This window comes from Streptomyces griseoviridis (assembly GCF_005222485.1).
Taxonomy (GTDB): Bacteria; Actinomycetota; Actinomycetes; order Streptomycetales; family Streptomycetaceae; genus Streptomyces; species Streptomyces hintoniae.
The window spans coordinates 548,013-567,371 of record NZ_CP029078.1; the positions used below are offsets into that span (position 1 = coordinate 548,013).

General features: G+C 74.3%; 14 protein-coding genes. 12 read left to right on the forward strand and 2 right to left on the reverse strand.

Going from position 1 to position 19,359, the window contains the following annotated elements; genetic code table 11:
* Positions 1-13 precede the first annotated feature (13 nt).
* The 5 genes from DDJ31_RS02295 (at position 14) to DDJ31_RS02315 (ending at position 7,420) form a co-directional block, all read left to right on the forward strand.
* Positions 14-1,690: an FAD-dependent oxidoreductase gene (locus DDJ31_RS02295; protein ID WP_127181980.1), complete on the forward strand. Its 1,677-nt coding sequence runs from the start codon at positions 14-16 to the stop codon at positions 1,688-1,690.
* Positions 1,687-3,141, forward strand: a complete 1,455-nt coding sequence (locus tag DDJ31_RS02300) for an ATP-binding protein (protein ID WP_127181979.1) — start codon at positions 1,687-1,689, stop codon at positions 3,139-3,141. The genes DDJ31_RS02295 and DDJ31_RS02300 overlap by 4 nt, the downstream gene beginning before the upstream one ends.
* Positions 3,138-3,533, forward strand: a complete 396-nt coding sequence (locus DDJ31_RS02305) for a UBP-type zinc finger domain-containing protein (protein ID WP_127181978.1) — start codon at positions 3,138-3,140, stop codon at positions 3,531-3,533. Before DDJ31_RS02300 ends, DDJ31_RS02305 begins: the two co-directional genes overlap by 4 nt.
* 141 nt (positions 3,534-3,674) lie before the next feature.
* Positions 3,675-6,599 (forward strand): helix-turn-helix transcriptional regulator, encoded by a 2,925-nt coding sequence (locus tag DDJ31_RS02310; protein WP_127181977.1) that lies wholly within the window; start codon positions 3,675-3,677, stop codon positions 6,597-6,599.
* 80 nt (positions 6,600-6,679) lie between these two features.
* Positions 6,680-7,420 carry a hypothetical protein gene (locus tag DDJ31_RS02315; RefSeq protein WP_127181976.1) on the forward strand — a complete coding sequence of 247 codons (741 nt, stop codon included), beginning with the start codon at positions 6,680-6,682 and terminating at the stop codon, positions 7,418-7,420.
* A 93-nt stretch (positions 7,421-7,513) separates the two neighbouring features.
* On the opposite strand, the gene DDJ31_RS02320 is transcribed toward DDJ31_RS02315, so the two are convergent.
* The gene (locus tag DDJ31_RS02320) at positions 7,514-9,307 is read right to left on the reverse strand and encodes a M4 family metallopeptidase (protein ID WP_127181975.1); all 1,794 of its coding nucleotides are present in this window, start codon (positions 9,305-9,307) and stop codon (positions 7,514-7,516) included.
* A 266-nt stretch (positions 9,308-9,573) separates the two neighbouring features.
* Between DDJ31_RS02320 and DDJ31_RS02325 the strand changes: the two genes are divergently transcribed.
* The 5 genes from DDJ31_RS02325 (at position 9,574) to DDJ31_RS02345 (ending at position 15,985) form a co-directional block, all read left to right on the forward strand.
* Entirely contained in the window at positions 9,574-10,998 is a 1,425-nt protein-coding gene (locus DDJ31_RS02325; RefSeq protein WP_127181974.1) for a serine hydrolase domain-containing protein, read from the forward strand.
* A 46-nt stretch (positions 10,999-11,044) separates the two neighbouring features.
* Positions 11,045-12,394 (forward strand): CAP domain-containing protein, encoded by a 1,350-nt coding sequence (locus DDJ31_RS02330; protein WP_127181973.1) that lies wholly within the window; start codon positions 11,045-11,047, stop codon positions 12,392-12,394.
* A gap of 92 nt (positions 12,395-12,486) precedes the next feature.
* Entirely contained in the window at positions 12,487-13,164 is a 678-nt protein-coding gene (locus tag DDJ31_RS02335; protein ID WP_127181972.1) for an AIM24 family protein, read from the forward strand.
* Between the two features lie 124 nt (positions 13,165-13,288).
* A complete protein-coding gene (locus DDJ31_RS02340) occupies positions 13,289-14,239 on the forward strand; it encodes a threonine/serine dehydratase (protein WP_431028925.1) in 951 nt (316 codons plus the stop codon).
* Between the two features lie 90 nt (positions 14,240-14,329).
* Positions 14,330-15,985, forward strand: a complete 1,656-nt coding sequence (locus tag DDJ31_RS02345) for a serine/threonine-protein kinase (protein WP_127181970.1) — start codon at positions 14,330-14,332, stop codon at positions 15,983-15,985.
* Here the strand turns inward: DDJ31_RS02345 and DDJ31_RS02350 are convergent.
* Positions 15,977-17,422 carry a serine hydrolase domain-containing protein gene (locus DDJ31_RS02350; protein ID WP_127181969.1) on the reverse strand — a complete coding sequence of 482 codons (1,446 nt, stop codon included), beginning with the start codon at positions 17,420-17,422 and terminating at the stop codon, positions 15,977-15,979. The two genes, DDJ31_RS02345 and DDJ31_RS02350, sit on opposite strands and share 9 nt — an antisense overlap.
* A 109-nt stretch (positions 17,423-17,531) precedes the next feature.
* Between DDJ31_RS02350 and DDJ31_RS02355 the strand changes: the two genes are divergently transcribed.
* Complete coding sequence (locus DDJ31_RS02355; protein WP_171480760.1) at positions 17,532-18,563, forward strand: hypothetical protein; 1,032 nt, start codon at positions 17,532-17,534, stop codon at positions 18,561-18,563.
* Between the two features lie 90 nt (positions 18,564-18,653).
* Positions 18,654-19,310 (forward strand): DUF2238 domain-containing protein, encoded by a 657-nt coding sequence (locus DDJ31_RS02360; RefSeq protein WP_127181968.1) that lies wholly within the window; start codon positions 18,654-18,656, stop codon positions 19,308-19,310.
* Positions 19,311-19,359: the final 49 nt, after the last annotated feature.

The following is a 19,359-nucleotide window of genomic DNA, read 5'->3' on the forward strand; positions in this document are numbered from 1 at the left end:
GGGGTGGAGACACATGGCACAGCCGTCCGACGCAGCGCGGACCGTCATCATGACCGTCGACGACGATCCCGGGGTCTCCCGCGGCGTCGCCCGCGACCTGCGGCGGCGCTACGGCGAGTCCTACCGTGTCGTGCGCGCGGAGTCGGGCGAGTCGGCGCTGGAGGCGCTGCGTGAGCTGAAGCTCCGCGGCGACCTGGTGGCGGTGATCCTGGCCGACTACCGGATGCCCCAGATGAACGGCATCGAGTTCCTGGAACAGGCCCTCGACGTGTACCCGGGCGCCCGCCGGGTGCTGCTGACCGCCTACGCGGACACCAACGCGGCGATCGACGCCATCAACGTCGTCGACCTCGACCACTACCTCCTCAAGCCGTGGGACCCGCCCGAGGAGAAGCTCTACCCGGTCCTCGACGACCTGCTCGAGGCGTGGCGGTGCTCCGACTTCCGGCCGGTGCCCGCCACCAAGGTGGTCGGCCACCGCTGGTCGGCGCGCTCCTCGGAGGTGCGGGAGTTCCTGGCCCGCAACCAGGTGCCCTACCGCTGGTACTCGGCGGAGGAACCGGAGGGCGCGCGGCTGCTCGCGGCGGCCGGGCAGGACGGCAGGCGGCTGCCGCTGGTGATCACGCCCGACGGGGCGCCGCTCGTCGAGCCCGAGGCGCCCGAACTGGCCGCGCGGGTCGGACTCGCGACGACCCCGGCGGAGGACTTCTACGACCTGGTCGTCATCGGCGGCGGCCCGGCCGGGCTCGGCGCCGCCGTCTACGGGGCGTCCGAGGGGCTGCGCACGGTGCTCGTGGAGCGGTCGGCGACCGGCGGGCAGGCCGGGCAGAGCTCCCGTATCGAGAACTACCTCGGCTTCCCCGACGGCGTCTCCGGCGGCCAGCTCACCGACCGGGCCAGACGGCAGGCGGCGAAGTTCGGCGCCGAGATCCTCACCGCGCGCGAGGTGACGGGCCTGGAGGTCGACGGGGCGGCCCGCACGGTCCGTTTCTCGGACGGTTCCGCGGTCGCCGCGCACAGCGTGATCCTCGCGACCGGCGTCTCCTACCGGCAGTTGACCGCGCCCGGCACTGACGACCTGACCGGCTGCGGGGTGTACTACGGCTCGGCGCTGACCGAGGCGGCCTCCTGCCAGGGCCATGACGTGTACATCGTGGGCGGCGCCAACTCGGCCGGACAGGCGGCCATGTACCTGGCCAGGGGCGCCAAGTCGGTGACGCTGCTGGTGCGCGGCGACGACCTGGCCGCGTCCATGTCGTACTACCTGGTCCAGCAGATCACCGACGCGCCCAACATCTCGGTCCGCGCCAGGACCGTCGTCGAGTCGGCGCACGGCTCGGACCATCTGGAGGCGCTCACCCTGCGCGATGTGGAGAGCGGCGCGACCGAACGCGTCGACGCGCAGTGGATGTTCGTGTTCATCGGAGCGGCCCCGCTCACCCACTGGCTGGACGGGACGGTGCTCCGCGACGAGCACGGGTTCATCCTGGCCGGTCCCGACCTGACCGCCGACGGGCGCCCGCCGGCCGGCTGGGATCTCGACCGGCCTCCGTACCACCTGGAGACGAACGTCCCCGGGGTGTTCGTGGCGGGCGACGCGCGCGCCGAGTCGGCCAAGCGCGTCGCGTCCGCCGTCGGAGAGGGAGCCATGGCCGTCATGCTCGTCCACCGGTATCTGGAGCAGTCGTGAGCGGGCGGCCGATGCCGTGCAGCCCGCGGGAGATCGGCTCGCTGTTCCTGTTCGAGAAGCTCACCCCCGAGCAGTTGGGGCGGCTGTGCAGCGAGGGGCGGGTGGAGCTGTTCGAGCCCGGTCCCGTGTACACCGAGGGCGACCCCGCCACCTGCTTCTACGTGATGATCGAGGGCACCGTCGTGCTGTCCCGGCGGGTCGGCGGCGACGACGTCGAGGTGACCCGCTCCTCCCAGCCCGGGGTGTACTCAGGCGCCATGCAGGCGTACATCGGCGACCGCGTCCGGCAGGTCTACAACAACTCGATGCGCGTCACCGAGCCGACGCGGTTCTTCGTGCTGCCCGCGGACAGCTTCGCGGACTTCATGCGGGAGTCGTTCCCGATGGCCGTGCATCTGCTGGAGGGGCTGTTCTTCGGCTCCAAGAGCACCCAGCGGGCGATCGGCCAGCGCGAACGGCTGCTGGCGCTCGGCTCGTTGTCGGCCGGGCTCACCCATGAGCTGAACAACCCGGCCGCCGCGGCCGTCCGGGCCACCGCCACGCTGCGCGAGCGGGTCGCCAAGATGCGGCACAAGCTGGGCGTCATCTCCTCGGGCCCGTTCCCGCGCGAGGAGCTGGCCCATCTGATCGAGGTGCAGGAGCGCACCGCCGAACTGGTCGCCAAGGCAACGACGTTGAGCCCCCTCGAAGCGTCCGACCGGGAGGACGCGCTCGCCGACTGGTTCGACGCGCACGACATCGCGGACGGCTGGCGGCTCGCGCCCACCTTCGTGCAGGCCGGGCTCGACCTCGACTGGCTCGACCAGGTCGCGGCCGCCGTCGACCCGCAGATGCTGCCCAACGCCATCGGCTGGCTCAACTACACCGTCGAGACCGAGCTGTTGATGGACGAGATCGAGGACTCCACCACCCGGATCTCGCATCTCGTGGACGCCGCCAAGCAGTACTCGCAGCTCGACCGCGCCCCCTACCAGCACGCCGACGTCCATGAACTCCTCGACAGCACCCTGCTGATGCTCTCCGGGAAGATCGGCAAGCGGATCCAGGTCGTCAAGGAGTACGACCGCACCCTGCCGAGGATCCCCGCCTACCCGGCGGAGCTGAACCAGGTGTGGACGAACCTCGTCGACAACGCCGTCTCCGCCATGAACAGCGCGGGCGGCGAGGGCACGTTGACGGTCCGCACCGCGCTGGAGCGCGACCGGCTGCTGGTCGAGTTCCGGGACACGGGACCCGGGGTGCCGCAGGAGATCCGCGGCCGGATCTTCGACCCGTTCTTCACCACCAAACCGGTCGGCGAGGGCACCGGGCTCGGCCTGGACATCTCCTGGCGGATCGTGGTGAACAAGCACCACGGCACCCTCCAGGTGGAGTCCGTGCCGGGCGACACCCGCTTCCAGGTCCTGCTGCCGCTCACCGACGACGACCAGACCTCCGAGGAGCACTCATGACCAGCACTGACGGCACCGGCAACACTGACAACGCCGACAACACTGCCGGTGTCGACGGCATCGACCCGGACGTCCCGCCGAGCGGCACCGGGTGCGTCGAGTGCGACGCGAGCGGCGGTTGGTGGTTCCATCTGCGGCGCTGCGCCCTCTGCGGCCACATCGGGTGCTGCGACGACTCCCCCTCACGGCACGCCACCGCCCACCACGCCGAGACCGGGCATCCGCTGATCCGCAGCTTCGAGCCGGGCGAGGAGTGGTTCTGGGACTTCACCTCCGGTGAGCTGTACGAGTCGGGCCCGGCCCTCGCCCCGCCGGTCAGCCACCCCGCCGACCAGCCGACGCCGGGCCCCGCCGGCCGGGTACCGGCGAACTGGGCGGACACCCTGCGCTGAACCCCGCGGATGTGGGGACAGGCAGGCACGGACCGGTGCGTCCCCGCTGACCCCGGGTGCCCGCCGGTCCCGGGCTCCCGCTGCTCCCAGGTTCCCCCTGGTCCCGGGCCCGTTGTCGGTGGTGCGTGCCAGGATGGGCGGGTGCCGCAGACCGTACTCACCGCACCCCTGATCGGCCGGGACGACGAGATCGCCCGCCTCACCGCCGTACTGGAGCGCGCCCGCGCCGGGCGGGCGCACGCCGTGCTGCTCGCCGGGGACGCGGGCGTGGGCAAGACCCGGGTCCTCGACGAACTGGCGGCGCGGGCGTCGGCCGCCGGGACGACGGTGCTCACCGGGCACTGCGTGGACCTCGGTGACGTCGGGCTGCCGTATCTGCCGTTCACCGAGGTGCTCGGCGCGCTCGCCGGGGACGAGCGGTTCGCTCCGGTACTGGCCGCCCATCCGGTGGTCGAGAGGCTGCTGGGCGGCGGCGCGGAACAGGACGTCGGCGGACGGCTCCAGCTCTTCGAGGGCGTGGCCGGGCTGCTGGCCGGCCTGGCGGACGTGGCGCCGCTGCTGCTTGTCGTCGAGGACCTGCACTGGGCCGACCAGTCCTCCCGGGACCTGCTGCGGTTCCTGCTCAGCCGGGGCATCCTGCAGCGGCCCGCGGGCGGTGCCCCCGCCCACACGGTCGCCGTGTTCGCCTCCTACCGCGCCGACGACCTGCACCGCAGGCATCCGCTGCGCCCGCTCCTCGCCGAGCTGGTCAGGCTGCCCGCCGTGGAGCGTCTCGAGCTGCGGCCGATGGCCGACGCCGAGGTCGCCCGGCTGGTCCGCGCCCTGGAGGACCGGCCGCTGCCCGAGGCGACCGTGCGGGGCATCGTGGCGCGCGCCGAGGGCAACGCCTTCTACGCGGAGGAGCTGGTGGCGGCCACCGACACCGAGGCGGGGCCGGTGCCCAGCGGTCTGGCCGACGCGCTGCTGATCCGCTTCGAGCAGCTCTCCGACACCGCGCAGCAGGTCCTGCGCACGGCGGCCGTCGCGGGGCGGCGGGTGGAGCACGACCTGCTGCGGGACGCGGTCGGACTGCCCGAGGACGCCCTGGAGTCGGCGCTGCGCGAGGCGATCGGGCGGCAACTGCTCGTCGCGGGCGACGGCGACCGGTACGCCTTCCGGCACGCGCTGGCCCGGGAGGCGGTGTACGCGGATCTGCTGCCCGGGGAGCGGTCGCGGCTGCACGGCGCGTTCGCGCGGCTGCTCGCCGGGCGCGGCGGCCGGGCCGGGAGCGCCGCCGAGCGGGCCCACCACTACCGGGAGAGCCATGACCTCGCCGAGGCGCTGGCCGCCTCCGTCGAGGCGGCCGACCACGCCCACCGGATGGGCGCGCCGGCCGAGGAGCTGCGGCACCTGGAGACGGCCCTCGACCTGTGGGAGTCCGTGGAGGCGGCGGCCCGCACCGCCGGCCAGGGCAGGGACCCGGTGACGCTCACGCTGCGCGCCTCGGCGGCGGCCGCGCACGCGGGCGAGGCGCACCGCGCGGTCTCCCTCACTCGTGCCGCGCTGGCCGGCGCGGGCCGGGACACCGACTGCGAACTGGCCGCCCGCATCCGCTACACGCTCGCCGGGAACCTGCTGGGTGTGGACAGCCTGACGGCCGCGTTCGCGTACAGCAGCGAGGCGCTGGCGATGATCCCGGCCGAGCCGCCGACCCGCACCTGGGTGTGGGCGGCGGCCACCCATGTGCTGGCGGCCCGCCAGATCAGGGAGAACGGGACGGCCCGGCGCATCGCCCACCGGGCGCTGCGGGCCGCCAGGGAGCTGCGGATGCCTGACGCCCAGGCCGACCTGCTGATCTCCCTCGCCAACCTGGAGGACGGCGGCCGCACCGGCGCCGCGGGCCGGCGGCGGCTGACGGAGGCCAGGGAGCTGGCCAGGAGCGCGGGGAACGCGCCGGTCGAGATGCGCGCCCTGTTCAATCTGGCCGTCGGCGGTTTCGAGTCGGGTGATCTGGAGGGCTGTCTGCCCTGGGTGCGCGAGGGCCTCGACCGGGCCAGGTGCGCGGGGCTGCTGTCGTCGCCGCATCCGCTGGAGATGCGCTACCTCCATCTGGTGGTGCTGTACACGCTGGGCCGGTGGGACGAGTGTCTGCGGGTCGCGGCGGCCGACGCCGGGTCGCTGCCGCCGGCCGGCGGGTACACGGCGGGGCCCGCGCTGCACGTGGGGTTGGCGCGCGGCGATCTGACGGCCGCCGACCGGGCCGGGGCGCTGCTCGCGGGCCCGTTCGACTGGTGGGCGACGCTGGTCGCGGGGATCGCGCTGGCGGAGGCCGCGGTGCTGCGCGGCGATCCGCTCGCGGCGGTGGAAGGGGTGCGGACGACGGTCGACGCCCTCGGCGACGACGCGGGCACCCGCCCGAACGTGGCGGTCAGGCTCGCCGCCCTCGGTCTGACGGCAGTCTCGGACGCGGCCGTCGCCCTGCGGCGGGCCGGGGGTGACGCGGGGCGGTGGAGGGCAGCGGCGGACGAACTGGTCGCGCTGGCGCGGTCCACCGCCCTCAGCGGTGAGGAGGGCGCCCCGCAGGGACCCGAGGGTCTGGCGTGGCTGGCGCGGGCCGAGGCCGAGTGGAAGCGCGCGGTGTCCGGTCCCGACGTGGCGGCCTGGGAGGCGGCGGTGACCGCGTTCGGCTTCGGCGACGTGTACGAACGCGCGCGCTGCCGGGCCCGGTTCGCGGAGGCGCTGGCCGGGGCCGACCGGCGCGCCGAGGCGGTGGAGCAGGCCGGGCTCGCCCGTGAGGTGGCGGTGCGGCTCGGCGCCGTCCCGCTGCGGGACCAGGTGGACGCGCTGCTGAGGCGCGTCGGGCCGACGGACCCGGCGGCGCGGACGGCGTCGCCGCTGACCGCCCGTGAGCGGGATGTGCTGGGGCTGCTCGCCGAGGGCCGCAGCAACCGGCAGATCGGCGAGGAGCTGTTCATCACCGGGAAGACGGCCAGCGTCCATGTGTCGAACATCCTGGCCAAGTTGGGCGCGGCGAGCCGCACGGAGGCGGTGGCGTTCGCCCACCGGGAGGGTCTGCTCACCCGCTGAACGGCCGGCCGCGGCACGCGTCACGGGGCGTTTCCCGCGGTGAGGGGGCGTTGTCAGTGGGAGGCGCCATCATCGTCCCCATGACGACGATCGACTGGCACGAACTGACCCACGCCTACGGCTCCGCCGAGGACATACCCGGCCTGTTCCAGCGCCTCGGCGGGCCCGAGGACGACGAGGTGTGGCAGGAGCTGTGGTCCTCGCTCTGCCATCAGGGGTCGGTGTACGACGCGAGTTGGGCGGCGGTCCCCCGCCTCACGGACATCGCGCGGGGCACGGCGCCGGGCGACCGGCACCAGGCGGTGGTGCTGGCGGGGTCGATCGTCGTGGACACCGACGACCCGCGCCGCGAGGAGTACGCGTCCGAGATCGCCGAACTGCTGGGCGTGGCGCGCGCGTCGGTCGCGGAACCCGGCCTCTCGGCGGACCTCTTCGTGTACCTGCTGGCGGCGGTCCTGTCCTTCGAGGGCGAGGAGTTCTGGGCGGAGACCCTCGAAGGGGTGAACGGGGAGGAGTACGAGGTGGAGTGCCCCGAGTGCGAGGCTGGTCTGTTCGTGGCCTTCGGCCAGTTCGGCACGTTCGTGTCGGTGGGCGACTACGTGACCGGGCCCGCCAAGGAGAGCACCGCGCCGCGCGGCGAGCTGACCCCGGCGGCGCCGGGCGAGCTGACCGGGATCGGGGCGCGGCTGCACGGCGAGGCGGTCGCGCACGGCCAGGAAGCGGTGGCCCGCGCCCTGACCCATGTCTTCGGACGGGGGCGCTGCCCGGCCTGCGCCACCGAGTTCGAGGTCGCGCGGCAGATCGAGGAGCTGGGGTACTGAACCGCGCGTCCGCCCGGACCGCCGTCCGCGCCGGGCGTTCGTCGACGCGGAGGGCGGTGCGGCGGAGGGCGATGCGGCGTAGGCGATGCGCCGTCAGCGGTGTGCGGACGCCGGTGTGTTGGCCTGGGTGACGTTGACGGCCGCCCAGGACTGGTTCACCGTCCGGTACGCGGTGCTGCCGGAACCGTAGAGGTCCTTGGCCGCCTTCAGCGTCGCGGTGCGCGCGTCGTGGAAGTCGGTCGAGGAGACCATGTAGCGGGTCAGGGCGCGGTAGTAGATCGCCGTCGCCTTGGCCCGTCCGATGCCCTTGACCACGGACCCGTCGTAGGTGGGCGAGTCGTAGGTGGTGGCGCCGATCTTCTTGCGGCCGCTGCCCTCGGCGAGCAGGTAGTAGGCATGCGAGGAGACGCCTGAACCGGCGTGCACCTCGGTGGAGTACGTCTGCGGCGACCAGGAGTCGACGGCGCCTTCGAGCCGGTCGAGGGACGGGTGGTCGAGGCGGCGCAGGAACTTCTGGGCGAGCCCGAGCTTCTCGCCCACCAGGTAGTTCGGCGGGTTCTTCGCGTTGTCGGCGAAGAACTCGACGCCCGAGCCGAAGATGTCCGCGAGGGACTCGTTCAGGGCGCCGGGCTCGCCGTACTGGTTGCCGTCCGCGTCGACGTAGGTCGGCTCCAGCGCGGCGGTGGCGTCGACCACGCCGTGGGTGAGTTCGTGTCCCGTGACGTCGAGGACGACGAGCGGCTTCTTGAACAGGTCGCCGTCCCCGTCGCCGTACAGCATGCAGCCGCAGGTCGAGTCCCAGAACGCGTTGGGGACCTTCTTGCCCCAGTGCACCATGGCCCGCGCGGCCTTGCCTTCGCCCGCGATGCCCTTGCGCGCGAAGGTCCTGCGGTAGAAGTCGAGGGTCTCGGTGACGCCGTACTGGGCGTCGGCGGCGGCGCTGGCCCGGTTGCCGGTCGTTCCGTCGCCGAAGCCTCCGGTGGTGCTGGTGATCTTCTTTCCGGAGCCGAACTTCTCCGTGTAGGCGCCCTTGGCGTCCCGGGTCTCGGTGCCGTACCGGGTGGGGTCCTTGAGGACGAAGGTGGTGCGGGCGGTCTGGCTGACGGTCAGGGGGACCTTGCCGAGGAACAGCGACCTGCCGCTGCCCGCCGTCGTCCTGGGGTAGCGGACGGCGGCGCCGGCCGCCGGGGACGCGGTCAGTCCCGCCGGGTGCGCACCGGTGCCGGTGGCCTGGTCCGCCGGCACGCCGCGTTCGCGCAGGGTGTCGAGGAGCTTCGGCGACAGGAACCCGTCGTCGTCGGGCGTGTCGCTGCGCACCGCGCCGGTGCGGGCGTCCACGACGACGGTGTGGGAGCCGCCGCCCTCGGTGGTGGCGGCGGTCACGGTGACCCGGTAGGCCAGGGCGGCGGCGCCGGTCCGTGCGTCCACGACGAGTCGGGCGGTGGACGCCTCGCCCCCGGCCGCCGCGGCGGCGAGCCGCTCGGCCCGCGCGGGCGTGAGCCGGGCGGTGTCCTCGGCCGGGCGTACGGCGCGGTCGGCGGCGCGGGTGACGCCGGTCCAGGCGAACTGCCGGGAGAGATGGACGACGAGGTCGCCGCCGAGCACCGGGAGGCCCGCGCGGGTCCGGCTGAAGCGGACGTGCCGGGCGCCCTCCGGGTCGATCATGACGTCCCGCGCCTGGAGCCGGTCGCCCGGTGTCACGCCGGTCGCGGCGGGGTGGGCGAAGGCGGCGGCTCGGGCGGCCGGGACGACGGACGCGGCCGGGACGGGCGGCGCCGAGCGGGCCGCCCCGGTGGCGGGTCCGGCGAAGGCGGTGCCCGTGAGGCCCGTGGCGGCCGTCGTCGCGGCGACGGCGACCGCCACGTTGCGTATGTGCGCTCTACGCACTGAGGGGTGTTCCTTCCTGGCAAGGCGGCCGGGACGCGCCCGCCGCCTCGACGCGTGGCGCGCTGCGGCGCCACCGGGGCTGGTCGGGCCCCAGGACGGAACCCTTGCGCGTCTGTCATGCCCATGTAAAGCCGAAATGATCGATTCCGGAGCGATTCAGGGCAATACTTCGCAAAGCCACCTCGACCACTGATCACAGAGCGACCAACTGTGCGTCGTGAGGGGAGAGGTGACGAGACGGAAGAAGGTTCCCTGGCGTGCATGTGATGGATCTCGCACCGCGTACCCGTCCGGCCCCGAGACCCCCAGGACCGGCCGCGCGCCGGGCACCGGTCCGGACGACGGCGCTGCTGCTCACCCTGCTCACCCCGCTGACCCCGCCCGCGCTCACCCTGCTCGCCCCGCCCGCCCACGCGGCACCACCCGCCCTCACCGCGCCACCCGCGCACGCGGCATCCGCCGCCCCGGCCGCGCCACCCACGGCCGCGGCTCCCCCTGTTGCCTCCGCTCCTCCCGTTCCCTCCGCTCCCCCCGCTCCCCCGGTCGCCCCGGCGTCCGCCGGAACCCTTCCGAGCCCTGATCCGGCGGCTCTGCGCGCGGTGTTGGACGCGGCGGTCGGCCGGGGCGCGCCCGGCGCGACGGCCAGGATCGACGACCGCGGCACGGTCACCGAGGTGGCGGTGGGCCTCGCCGACCGGCGCACCGGACGGGTCCTCGACGGCCGTGACCGGTTCCGGATCGGGAGCGTCACCAAGACCTTCTCCGCGGTGGTGCTGATGCAGTTGGCGGACGAGGGGCGGCTCGACCTCGACGCCCCGGTGAACCGCTACCTCCCCGGGCTGCTGCCGGACGACGCCATCACGGTCCGTCATGTGCTCGGCCACCGCAGCGGCCTGTACGACTACGCGGACCGCCTCTTCGCCCGGACGGTCCCCGGCTTCGAGGCCGTCCGCACCCGGGTCTTCACCTACCGCGAGCTGGTGGACCTCTCGCTGCGGCACCCGCGGTTGAACCGGCCGGGCGCCGCCTACTCCTACGCGAACACCAACTTCGTGGTCGCCGGGATGCTCATCGAGAGGCTGACCGGACACCCCGTGGGCGCCGAGTTGCGCGAGCGGGTGTTCAGGCCGCTGCGGCTGCGCGACACCTTCTACGTCCACCCGGACACCGCGATCCCCGGCCGGCACGCCCGCGGCTACCTCACCCCGGACCGGCCGGGCGACGCCCTCGTCGACGCGACCGAGCAGACGGTGTCCTGGGCGCAGAGCGCGGGCGCGGTCGTCTCCAGCACCCGGGACGTCGGCACGTTCCTGTCGGCGCTGCTGTCCGGCCGGCTGACCTCGCCCGCGCGGCTGCGGGAGATGCGCCGCACGGTCCGGGTCAGCGACACCCAGGGGTACGGGCTCGGGCTGCGCCGCCGCGATCTGCCCTGCGGGGTGTCGGTGTACGGCCACACGGGCGCGGTCCAGGGCTACTACACCTACGCCTTCGCGACGAAGGACGGCCGCCGCAACCTCACGGCGTTCGCCACCACCTCCAACAACGGTCCGGTCCTCGACACCCTCGCGGGCACCCTGGACTCCGCGTTCTGTGGAAAGCCGCCGCCCCGCCGCACCGGCGGACCGGGAACCAGGCCCGCACCGCCGGACGTTGTCGCACCGCCGGACGTTGTCGGACCGACCGCGTCCTGACCGGGGCGCGGGGCGACGACGAGACAGCGGGGCGGCGGGCGGCACGATGGGCGAGTTGGTACCCGGGGGCAACATGCCCCTCCCGGAGGGAGCCCTGCGCGTCCGGGTGGCCGGCCCCTTCGACGTGTCGGCGCTCATCACGGACGACGGCGGCAAGGTCGGCGGCGACGGCGACTTCGTCTTCTACAACCAGCCGGCCGCCCCCGGCGCCCGCCTCGGCGGCGACACCCTCACCGTCGACCCGCCGCGGCTGCGCCCCGGGGCGACCCGGGTCACGGTGGTCGTCACCCCGGCCGAACCCGGCACCCCGCTGGGCGACCTCCCCTCCCCCACCCTCCAGGTCAGCGCGCCGGACGGCCGCCCGCTGGCCCTGTTCGCGCCACCGCGCCCCCGGCAGGAGACGGTGCTGCTGCTCGCCGAGATCTACCGGCGCGACGGCGCCTGGAGACTCCGCGCGCTCGGCCAGGGCTACGCCGAAGGACTCGCCGGAATCGCCCGCGACTTCGGCGTGGACGTGTCCGACGAACCGACCGCGCCCCCCGGCCCTCCCCCGCGCACCCGGACCTCTCCCCCGCCGGCCCTCGTCCCCCCTCCCGCGCGGTCCGTCCCGCCCCCGCCCGATCCGGACGGCTTCCTCACCCTGGTCAACCCCGCCCGCGCCGCGGCCGGTGCGCCGCCCGTCGCCCTCGACGCCCGGCTGACGGCCGCCGCCCGCGCGCACGCCGCCGCCATGGCCGCCGCGGGCCGCCTCGGCACCGAGGGCGCGGACGGGGTCTCGGTGCACCAGCGGGTCACCGCCGCCGGGTACGCGTACCTCGCCAGCGGCGAGCACCTGGTGTCCGGGCCGCGCACCCCCGCCGACTTCGTGGCGTACTGCCTCGGCGAGGAACGGCCCCGACGCACCTTGCGGGAGCGGGAGTTCACCCACGCGGGCATCGCGCACGTCCGCGACGGCCGCTCGGGCGACACCTTCTGGACCGCGCTGTGGGCGAGCCCCCTCACCCCCGAGGGCCTGTCGCGGACGACGGCCGAGGTCGTCGCCCTCACCAACGCGGAGCGGACGAGGGCCGGGCTGCGCCCGCTCGTCACCGACCCGCTCCTCGGTGTCGCCGCGCAGGCGCACAGCGCGGACATGGTGGCGCGGGCCTTCTACTCCCACACCTCACCCGAGGGCGGCCGGCCGTGGGACCGGGCGGCGGCCGCGGGCTCCCGGCGGCGCTCGATCGGCGAGAACATCGCGTGCGGGCAGCGCTGGGCCGCCGAGGTCGTCGAGGGCTGGATGAACAGCCCTGGCCACCGCGCCAACATCCTCAAGCCGGACTTCACCCACATCGGCGTCGGCTTCGAGGGCGGCGGCCCTGCGGGCACCTACTGGACCCAACTGTTCGGCGCCTGACGGGGGTTCCAGGGCTCCGCCGCGCACTGCCCGGCGAAGCCCGTCGTGCCCCGATCTTGGCGCGGGGGCCCGTCCCGGGTCAGGATGCCCGTATGAAGGGTGATCTGTTTTCCAGTGAGCACATGGTCCAGCCCGCCACCGCGCCGGGCATGACCGTCGAGAACGCGAAGTGCGTCAGGTACGCGGTGGACGGCGAGATGTACGCCCGGCAGGGCGCCATGATCGCCTTCCGCGGGAACCTCAAGTTCGAACGCAAGGGCCAGGGCGTGGGCGGCATGTTCAAGCGCGCGGTCACCGGGGAGGGGCTGCCGTTGATGGCGGCGCGCGGTCAGGGCGAGGCCTGGTTCGCGCACGAGGCGCAGAACTGCTTCATCGTCGAGATCGACCCCGGCGACGAGTTCACCGTCAACGGCCGCAACGTCCTGTGCTTCGACGCCACGCTGTCGTACCGGATAGGCACCGTGAAGGGCGCGGGCATGACCGGCGGCGGCCTGTTCAACAGCGTCTTCACCGGGCACGGCAAGCTCGGTCTGGTCTGCGAGGGCGATCCGCTGCTCATCCCGGTGTCGCCGCAGTACCCGGTGTACGTCGACACGGACGCGGTGGTCGGCTGGACGGCCGGGCTGGAGACCTCGCTGCACCGCTCGCAGTCCATCGGCTCGATGCTGCGCGGCGGTTCGGGTGAGGCGGTGCAGCTGATGCTCCAGGGCGAGGGGTTCGTGGTGGTGCGTCCGAGCGAGGCGACGCCGCAGAAGGCCGAACAGCACTGACCTGGGCCGCTTCCGCGGCGTTCGTCCGGGATGACCGAGTTGACCCGCGTCGGGTTGCCGACCAGGGTGAGCGTCGGTACGGATTCTCGCCCCCCGTGCCGGAAAGGTGCCTGCCGTGATCGACATGTCGCAGATCGAAGCCGCCGCCGAGCGGATCGCCGACCAGGTGGTGCGTACGCCGACGGTCCCGAGCCCCGGTCTGTCGACGCTGCTCGGCGTGCCCGTCACCGTCAAGCTCGAACTGCTCCAGCGCACCGGCTCGTTCAAGGCGCGCGGCGCCGCGGCGAAGCTGCTGTCGCTGAGCGAGCGGGAGCGGGCCGCCGGGGTCTTCGCGATCAGCGGCGGCAACCACGGCATCGCGGTCGCGGTGATGGCCGCCGCCCTCGATGTGAAGGCCACGGTCGTGATGCCGCGTTCCGCGTCCGCGTACGCCGTCGAGCAGGTGGAGGCGGCGGGCGCGTCGCTGCGGCTGACCGACGGCATGGACGAGGCGTTCGGGACGGTGGCCAGGCTCCAGGAGGAGGGGCTGACGCTGGTCCACCCCTTTGACGACCCGGTGGTGATCGCCGGGCAGGGCACGGTGGGGCTGGAGTTCGCCGAGGACGCGGGTGAGGTGACCGACTTCGTCGTCAGCGTCGGCGGCGGCGGGCTGATCGCGGGCGTGGCGACGGCGCTGCGGGAGCTGCGCCCCGGGGCGCGGATCTGGGGTGTGGAGACCGGGGGCGCGGAGGCGATGTCCGCGGCGCTCGCGGCGGGCGGCCCGGTCCCGGTGCCCCTGTCGTCGGTGGTGACGACGCTCAGCGCGCCCTCGGTGTCCCGGCTCACCTACGACCATGTGGCGGCGCTGGTCGACGAGGTCCTCGTGGTGCCCGACCGGGACGCGGTCCAGGGCACCCTCGATCTCGCGCGCCACGCGAAGGTGTGGACCGAGCCGGCCGCGGGGTGCGCGCTCGCCGCGGCCCGCCTGGTCGTCGAGCGGGTCGGCGCCGACGCCCGGATCGGGCTCGTGGTGTGCGGCGGCAACACGACCGTCGAGGACGTCATGGCGTGGGCCGAGCGGTTCGGACTCAGGTGAATTCCCGACTCCGTTCGGGATTCCTTTGAACACATCCCGTCACCCCTCGCGTACCTCTGGGAAAGGTGAGACCCAGGGGTTCGACGAGGGATGACCATGGTCAAGGCGCATGTCTTCACACACGAGTTGGTCGCCGGGAGGTATCGGCTCGTCGACGTGGTCCACCGCGAGACCAACCGCGTCTGCTGGTACGGGACCGCCGTCGAGGACCAACGCCCTTTCCTGCTCACGGAGATCGCGCTGCCGCCCGATCCGGAGGGGGAGGCCGATCCCCGGGTGGCCGCCCGCGCCCTGCGGATGTCCGGCACGATGGGCGCGGTGGCTCCCGGCCGGGTCGCGACGGTCGTGGACGCGGTGGCCGGCGACGGCCGGCTGTGGATCGTCGCCGAGTGGATCGACGGCGTGCCGCTCTCCGAACTCCTGGCGCGGCAGGGCACGTTCGAGCCCGCGCGGGTCGCGCGGCTCGGCCTCGACGTGCTCGCCGTGCTGGAGACCGCGCACCGGGAGGGCATCACCCACGGCGAGTTGAGCCCAGGCCAGGTGTACGTGCGAGGCGACGACTCGGTCCTGGTGACCGGTTTCGGGCTGGCCGGTGCCACCCTCGCGCCCCGGCTCACCGCCCCCTCGTACGCCTCCCCCGAGCAGGCCCGCGACGAGCGGATCGGGCCCGCCGCCGATCTGTGGGCGCTGGGCGCGATCCTCTACACGATGCTGGAGGGGCGGCCGCCGTACCGGGAGCGCGAGCGGCCCGAGGCCACGTTGCGGGGTGTGGACCGGCTGCCGTTGCGGACGCCGGTGCGCGCGGGTCCGCTGGGCCGGACCGTTCTGGGGCTGCTGCGCAAGGACTGCCGGGAGCGGCTGACCCGGGTCGTGGTGCGGGACGCCCTGCTGCGGGTCGCGGCCGAGGAGCCGGGGCCGGCCGATGAGCCAGGGGCGCGGGCGGGGGCGGGCGGGCGGTGCACCGGGGCGGGCCGGGGCAGACGGGCGATGATCGGCGGCACGGTCCTGGCCACGGCGACGGTCGCGGTGGCCGTCCTCGCCGCCGCCCACGGGCTGCCGGGCACCGACGAGGCGCCCGCGAGCGCGGCCACCCACCCGTCGGCCCGCGCCTCCGTGTCCGGCTCCCGCCCCGAGGGCTCAGGCGGCCGAGGTCCGGCCCCGGGCGCGTCGGCATCGGACCCGGCGCCGTCCCCGTCGCCGTCCCGGTCCTCGTCGACGGCCCCTGGGAGGCGGCCGAGCGCCTCCCCGAGCGCCCCGCCCTCACCCTCACCCACCGGGCCACCGGCCGGATTCCGCGTCCTCACCTCGCCCGAGGGCTTCTCGGTGGCGCTCCCCCAGGGCTGGAAGGCGCTGGAGACCGCCCGGTCGGGGGATCTCGCGTCCCGGGTGACGTTCGGGGCGCCCGGCGACCCGCGCACCCTCGCCGTGACGTACAGCGAGCGGGTCGGCGCGGACCCCGTCGCCGTCTGGCGGGACGACGTCGAACCGGATCTGGCGCGGTCCGAAGGGTTCCGGCGGCTCGGGGACATCGAGGCGACGACGTACCAGGGGCGCAGGGCCGCCGACATGGAGTGGCTGTCCGTCGTGGACGGCGCGCGGCTGCGCACCCTGGGCCGGGGTCTCCTGCTCGGCGGCGGCCGGGGCTTCTCGCTGCGCTGGACCACCCCGGCCGCCGACTGGGACGACACCGTCAACCGGCGGGCCCTCGCGACGTTCTTCCGGACGTTCCGGGTGACGTCAGGCTGACGGGCGTGGCGCCCGCAGCGCGCGCAGCGGGGCGCCGTCCAGCGGGGTGGTGTGCCAGTGCGCGGTGAAGGCGCGGTCGGGCAGTGAGCAGGTCACGGTCAGCCGGTGCGGGGTCTCGAGGAACACCAGGTCCGCGGTCAGCGTGTCCTGGTCGCTCCAGCCGCCGCTCACGGCGACCGGCGGCGGCCCGTCGGTGACGCTCCAGCCGGCCTGCGGCAGCCGGGCCGTCGTCCGGTGTCCGCCCTCGGTGAGGGCGAGCGACCAGCCGTCGGCGTCCGCCGTCACGGTGACGGCCGTCAGCCGGGGCTGTGCGGCGCAGCCGCCGTCGCGCGGGCCGAACTCGGCGCCCGACCAGTCCTGTGCGCGCTCCGGCGGGGCGGGCTTCCCGGTGGCGGGCGGCAGCGCGAGCGCGGCGAGGCGCCGGGCCAGCGCGGTGTCCTGCTCGTCCCGGCCGGTCAGCGGCTCGGGGCCGAAGGCGGGCACCAGGTGCTCCCAGACCAGGTCGAGGAGGAGTTGGCCGCTCTGCGCGGCCGTCGTCGTGGCGATCACGGCGTCCTGCTCGGGCAGCACCAGGCAGAACTGCCCGTAGGCGCCGTCGCCCCGGTAGCCGTGCCGGGAGCGCCAGAACTGGTAGCCGTAGCCGCGCTCGCCGTCCGGGGCGAGCGGGTCGGGCGGGGTGGCGCCGGTGGCGATGTGCGCGCGGGTGGCGTCGGCCACCCATCCCTCGGGCAGCAGCCGCCTGCCCCGCAGGACGCCGTCGCGCAGATACAGCTCGCCGAGCCTGGCGAGGGCGTCGGTGGCGGCGTACAGGCCGCTGAAGCCGATCTCGCGCCCTGAGCGGTCGCGCACCCAGGCCGTTGCGCCGATCCCGAGCGGGTCGAGGAGCCGGGGGCGCAGGTAGTCGGTGAGGGACTGCCCGGTGACCCGCTGGACGATCGCGCCGAGGGCGTACGTCGCGGGCTGGTTGTAGGCGAACACGGTGCCCGGGTCGTGCTCGGGCGGCACTCGCAGGAATCCGCGCACCAGGTCGTCGCGGTCCTCGGCGCGGGCCCGGTCCCAGGTCTCGTCCTCGTGGCCGCTGGCCATGGCCGCGACGTGCCGGACGAGCATCGCGCGGCTGCGCGGGTCGGTGACGTCGGCGTCCAGCTCGGGGAAGTACGAGAGGACGGTGTCGTCGAAGTCCAGCAGTCCCTCACCGGCGGCGATCCCGGCGGCCGTCGCGGTGAAGCTCTTGCTGAGCGAGTACAGCAGGTGGGGGCGGCGCTCCGTGTAGGGCGCCCACCAGCCGGACGCGACGAGGTGTCCGTGGCGCAGGATCATGAGGCTGTGCGGTTCGAGCCCGGGGGTCGCTTCGACGGCGTCGAGGAAGGCGTGGACGCGGGTGGCGTCGACGCCTTGGGCGGCGGGGGCTGCGGCGGGCAGCGGGCGAACACTCATACGAGCATCCTGCCGGACGGGCGGGGCGCGGCCCAGCCCTGCCGGGACCGGCCGGCGCCTGCCGTTAGGCTTCCGGCCGTACCGTTCCCCCCGTACAGGAGAGTCATCCGTGACCCTAGCGATCGCTCCGTCCGAGGCGTCCCAGGCGCCGTTGTCCGATCTCGTCGCGCGCGACGCGCGGGAGTTCGGGGTCTACGCCAGGACCGGGGGGTGGGCCTTCGCGCTGATGGTGGCGCGCAGCGTCCGGCCCGGCGGGCAGGGTCCGGACGAGACGCCCAAGGTGTCCGCGAAGGAGTTCGCCGAGCTGGCGCAGTGCTCCCCCGACCGGGTCATGCGCTACTACAAGGCGTGGGACCGGGCCGCCGACGACGGCGTGGTCCCGCACTTCGAGGCCCTCGCGCCCGGTCAGGAGACCGAACTCCCGGACGGCGACCTCTGGTCGACGTACTACGTCTCCCGCAACAGCGCCGCCTCGGAGCGGGGCACCGCCATCACGGAGGCCGCCGAGGCCGAGGGCATCCGCCCGACCAAGGCGCTGGAGGTCGCGGAGAACCCGACCGCGCTGCGCGCCGCGATCCTCGCCGACCCGTCGACGGCCCGCGCCGCCCGGCAGGCGCTGCTCGACCGGGTGCGTGAGGACCCGTCGTTGCAGGCGGAGCTGGCGCGGGACGTGGTGCGCACGGACGATCTGAAGAAGGCCGTCGCCAGCGAGAGCAGGACGGTCGACCGGATCGGGTACGTGCGGCAGATCGCCGAGTCGGGGCAGATGAAGACGCCCGCCGGGCAGACCGTCGACGCACCCGTGGACCTGCGTCAGGAGGCCGAGCGGCATCTGTCGCTCCTCGACGAGCTGGAGGGCGACGGCGAGGACGTCAGCGGCGAGTGGGTCAGCGAGGCGTACGACACCGTGAAGTCGATGGTCGTCGAGATGGTGGAGACCGACCCCGAACTCCGGGTCCAGGAGCGGCGGACGAAGTTCCACAACAGTCTCCAGAAGGCGACGAAGGCGTTCGAGGAGCTGACCTTCGACGACGCGCGGGACTTCCTCGACGAGGGCGACGACGACATCGTGCGGCGTCTCGAAGAACTCCAGGAGGCCATCGGCACCGCGCTGAGCGCGCTGCGCGGCCCCCGCGACTGAGGGCCTTTCCGCCCGTCCGCTGAGTAGCCGTACTCATGCCGTCGCCCGGTGCGCCCAGCAGCATGGGGGCTCTCACGAGGAGGAGCTCCCATGACCGTGCTCGCACACCCCGCACCCCCGGCCCGGCGGTTGCTGCCCGCCCTGTCCGCCGCCCTGGTGGTGGTGGCTCTCGCCGTGTCGGCGTGGGGGCCGAAGGACCGTACGACGTGGTTCCTGGAGACGGTGTGGGTGCTGGTGGGGCTGCCGCTGGTGGTGCTGGCCCGGCGGCGGTTCCCGCTGACGAACCTGCTGTGCGTCCTGCTGGCCGCGCACGCGCTGGTGCTGATGGTGGGCGGTCACTGGACGTACGCGGAGGTCCCGGCCGGTGACTGGGTGCGGGACGCGTTCGGTCTCGACCGCAATCCCTACGACCGGTTCGGGCACCTGATGCAGGGCTTCGTTCCCGCGGTCCTGGTGCGGGAGCTGCTCAGCCGTACCTCGCCGCTGCGGGGCAGCCGCTGGCTCGCGCCGCTGACGGTGTGCGCGTGCCTCGCCTTCAGCGCCGTCTTCGAGATGCTGGAGTGGCTGGCCGCGGTGGTCGGCGGGCAGGCGGCGGACGCCTTCCTCGCCACCCAGGGCGATGTGTGGGACACCCAGTGGGACATGTTCTGCGCGCTGATCGGCGCCACCGTGTCGGTGCTGGTCCTCAGCCGGGTGCACGACCGGCAGCTGGCGGCGCTCGAAGAGGCGGGCCGACGGGCGGTGTGACGGCGCCGCGTGCGGACGGCGGCGGTGGGCGGGGGTTCCGCTCACCGCC